Here is a 2380-nt window from a genome sequence, read left to right as displayed (position 1 = left end):
CAGGGGGGTGTTCACAACTTCGCGATGGAAACTTCGGTGGACTTCACCAGGGCCACGACTTCGGAACCGACCACCAGTTGCAGGTCGTTCACCGAGCGGGTGGTGATGACCGAGGTGACGATGCCCCAGGGCGTTTCGACATCGACTTCGGAGACGACGTCGCCTTTGATGATTTCCTTGACCTTGCCTTTGAACTGGTTGCGGACGTTGATGGCTTGAATGGACATGGTGTTTTCCTTGGGTTAAAAAAAAGAAGCGGTGAAAAGAAGCGGGTGAAAAGGAGGGCGTCAGCCTCCGTCCCCCTCGGGACAAGGGCTTGGGTGGGGGCCACACATGAAGTGGCCTGGTCGGCGCGCGTGCCCCCATCCCGGCCGTCCCCCTGCGGGGGAGGGCGTGGATGCAGATGCGTGGTGCTCGAAATTCATCTAGACCGCCCAGCGCAACGCATGGGCCGCCGGGCTGGGCCATGCCGGGTCGTTGGAAGGTGGCGCGCTGTCGGGAATCTGCAGCACGCGGTCGAGGATGCGTTTCTCGATGGCCGCAAAGGTGGCATCACCGCGCGAACGTGGGCGCGCCAGCGGCACGCGCTCGTCCAGCGCAATCGCGCCGTCTTCGATCAGGATCACGCGGTCGGCCAGCGCCACGGCTTCCTGCACGTCGTGCGTGACCAGCAGGGCGGTGAAGCCGTGGCGTTTCCACAGGCCTTCAATCAGCTCGTGCATCTCGATGCGGGTCAGCGCATCCAGCGCGCCCAGCGGCTCGTCGAGCAGCAGCAGTTGCGGCCGGTGCACCAGGGCGCGGGCCAGCGAGACGCGCTGGCGCTGGCCGCCCGAGAGCTTGGCCGGCCAGTCGGCCAGGCGGTCGCCCAGGCCCACCTGGCCCAGCACCGCTTCGGCGTCCGGGCGTTTTTCTTTTGGCAGGCCCAGGGCCACGTTGTCGACCACCCGTTTCCAGGGCAGCAGGCGCGCGTCCTGGAACATGATGCGGGTGTCGTCGTGCAGGCCTTGCACGGCGCGGCCGTTGAGCAGCAGCTCGCCGCCACTGGCCGGCTCCAGGCCGGCGACCAGGCGCAGCAGGGTGCTCTTGCCGCAGCCGCTGCGGCCGACGATGGCCACGAACTCACCTGGCTCGATGGTGAGCTGGTTGTCGCGCAGCACCTCGCGCGCGCCGTAGCGCTTGCTCAGGTGGCGCAGTTGCACGCGCACGCCGGGTGTGGTTTCCGTCCGGGCTGCGCCCGTCGAAGCCGGGGCCGGCGTTGCGGCAAGTCCGGTGCGTTCAAGGGTGGCGTTGGCAGAAGTCATGTGCGTCACGCCTGCGGTTTGAACAGCGCCACCTCGGTCGCGTTGATGCGGCGGGGCAGCAGCTTCTCGGCCAGGAAGGTGTCGGCGATCTTTTGTTGTTCGGCGATGTTCTGCGGCGTCACCGGGCGCACCGCATAACTGCGGCGGCCGTTGGCCTGCTCGACGATGCCGGCGTCCAGGCCCCAGAAGGGCGCGAGCAGCGCGGCCGCTTCCTTCGGGTTCTGCTTGACCCAGCGCCCGGTTTTTTCCAGCTCGCTGTAGATCACGCCCAGCACGTCGGGCCGGGCCTGCGCGAAGCGCGTGCTGGCGAGGTAATAACGCTGGTACGAAGCCAGGCCGGTGCCGTCGGCGAGCACGCGCGCACCGGCCTGTTTCTGTGCGGCGGAGAGGAACGGGTCCCACACCACCCAGGCGTCGATGGCGCCACGTTCGAAGGCGGCGCGGCCATCGGCGGGGGTGAGGTAGGCGGGCTCGATGTCGGCGAAGGACAGGCCGGCCTTTTCCAGCGCGGCCAGCAGCAGGTAGTGCGCGCCGGCGGCCTTGGCGAAGCCCACGCGTTTGCCCTTGAGTTCGGCCACGCTCTGCAGCGGCGAATCGCTGCGCACCAGGATGGCCTGGGCGGTGGGTGAGGGCGCTTCCTGCGCCACGAAGGTGAGCTGCGCGCCGGCGGCCTGCGCGAACACCGGCACGGTGTCGGCCACGTCGGCGCTGAAATCGAGGTTGTCGAGGTTGAGCGCTTCGAGCAGCGGCAGGCCGCTGGTGAACTCGTGCCAGCTGAGCTTGGCACCCAACGGCTCCAGGCGTTTCTCCAGCGTGCCCTGCAGGCGCAGCACCGCGATGAGGGTGGAAGACTTCTGGTAACCCAGGCGCACGGTGCGCGGTGCGTTGCCTTGTGCCTGAGCGAGACCGCCGGCCAGTGCACCGAGCACGGCGATCGCGCTGCGGCGGTTGATGAGAGAGTGCGTCATGGATGGGCTTCGAAATAAAAAGATGGCAGCGTGAGGTGTCTGTGTTCCAGGGGCAGCCAGGGTCCGGCTTCGCCGGCCCGAGCTGCCGTCCCACCTCCCAGCGCCGCAGGC

General features: G+C 67.9%; 3 protein-coding genes. All 3 read right to left on the bottom strand.

Annotated features, from left to right (window positions below; all coding sequences use genetic code 11):
* Positions 1 to 11 precede the first annotated feature (11 nt).
* Positions 12 to 227: a TOBE domain-containing protein gene (locus HPA01S_RS22335; RefSeq protein ID WP_066273701.1), complete on the bottom strand. Its 216-nt coding sequence runs from the start codon at positions 225 to 227 to the stop codon at positions 12 to 14.
* A 198-nt stretch (positions 228 to 425) separates the two neighbouring features.
* Positions 426 to 1301, bottom strand: coding sequence for an ATP-binding cassette domain-containing protein (locus tag HPA01S_RS22330; RefSeq protein ID WP_084360920.1), 876 nt, complete (start codon positions 1299 to 1301; stop codon positions 426 to 428).
* Positions 1302 to 1306: 5 nt separating this feature from the next.
* Positions 1307 to 2269, bottom strand: a complete 963-nt coding sequence (locus HPA01S_RS22325; protein WP_066273698.1) for an aliphatic sulfonate ABC transporter substrate-binding protein — start codon at positions 2267 to 2269, stop codon at positions 1307 to 1309.
* Between the last annotated feature and the right edge of the window lie 111 nt (positions 2270 to 2380).

The sequence above is a fragment of the Hydrogenophaga palleronii NBRC 102513 genome (genome assembly GCF_001571225.1).
GTDB classification, from domain to species: domain Bacteria; phylum Pseudomonadota; class Gammaproteobacteria; order Burkholderiales; family Burkholderiaceae_C; genus Hydrogenophaga; species Hydrogenophaga palleronii.
Note: the sequence above shows the minus strand (reverse complement) of the source record. Positions and strands in the feature narration are given on the sequence as shown.

Excerpts from the sequence above, each read along its gene's own strand:
- HPA01S_RS22335 (WP_066273701.1), bottom strand. The coding sequence starts at position 227 with ATGTCCATTCAAGCCATCAACGTCCGCAACCAGTTCAAAGGCAAGGTC.
- HPA01S_RS22330 (WP_084360920.1), bottom strand. The coding sequence starts at position 1,301 with ATGACTTCTGCCAACGCCACCCTTGAACGCACCGGACTTGCCGCAACG.
- HPA01S_RS22325 (WP_066273698.1), bottom strand. The coding sequence starts at position 2,269 with ATGACGCACTCTCTCATCAACCGCCGCAGCGCGATCGCCGTGCTCGGT.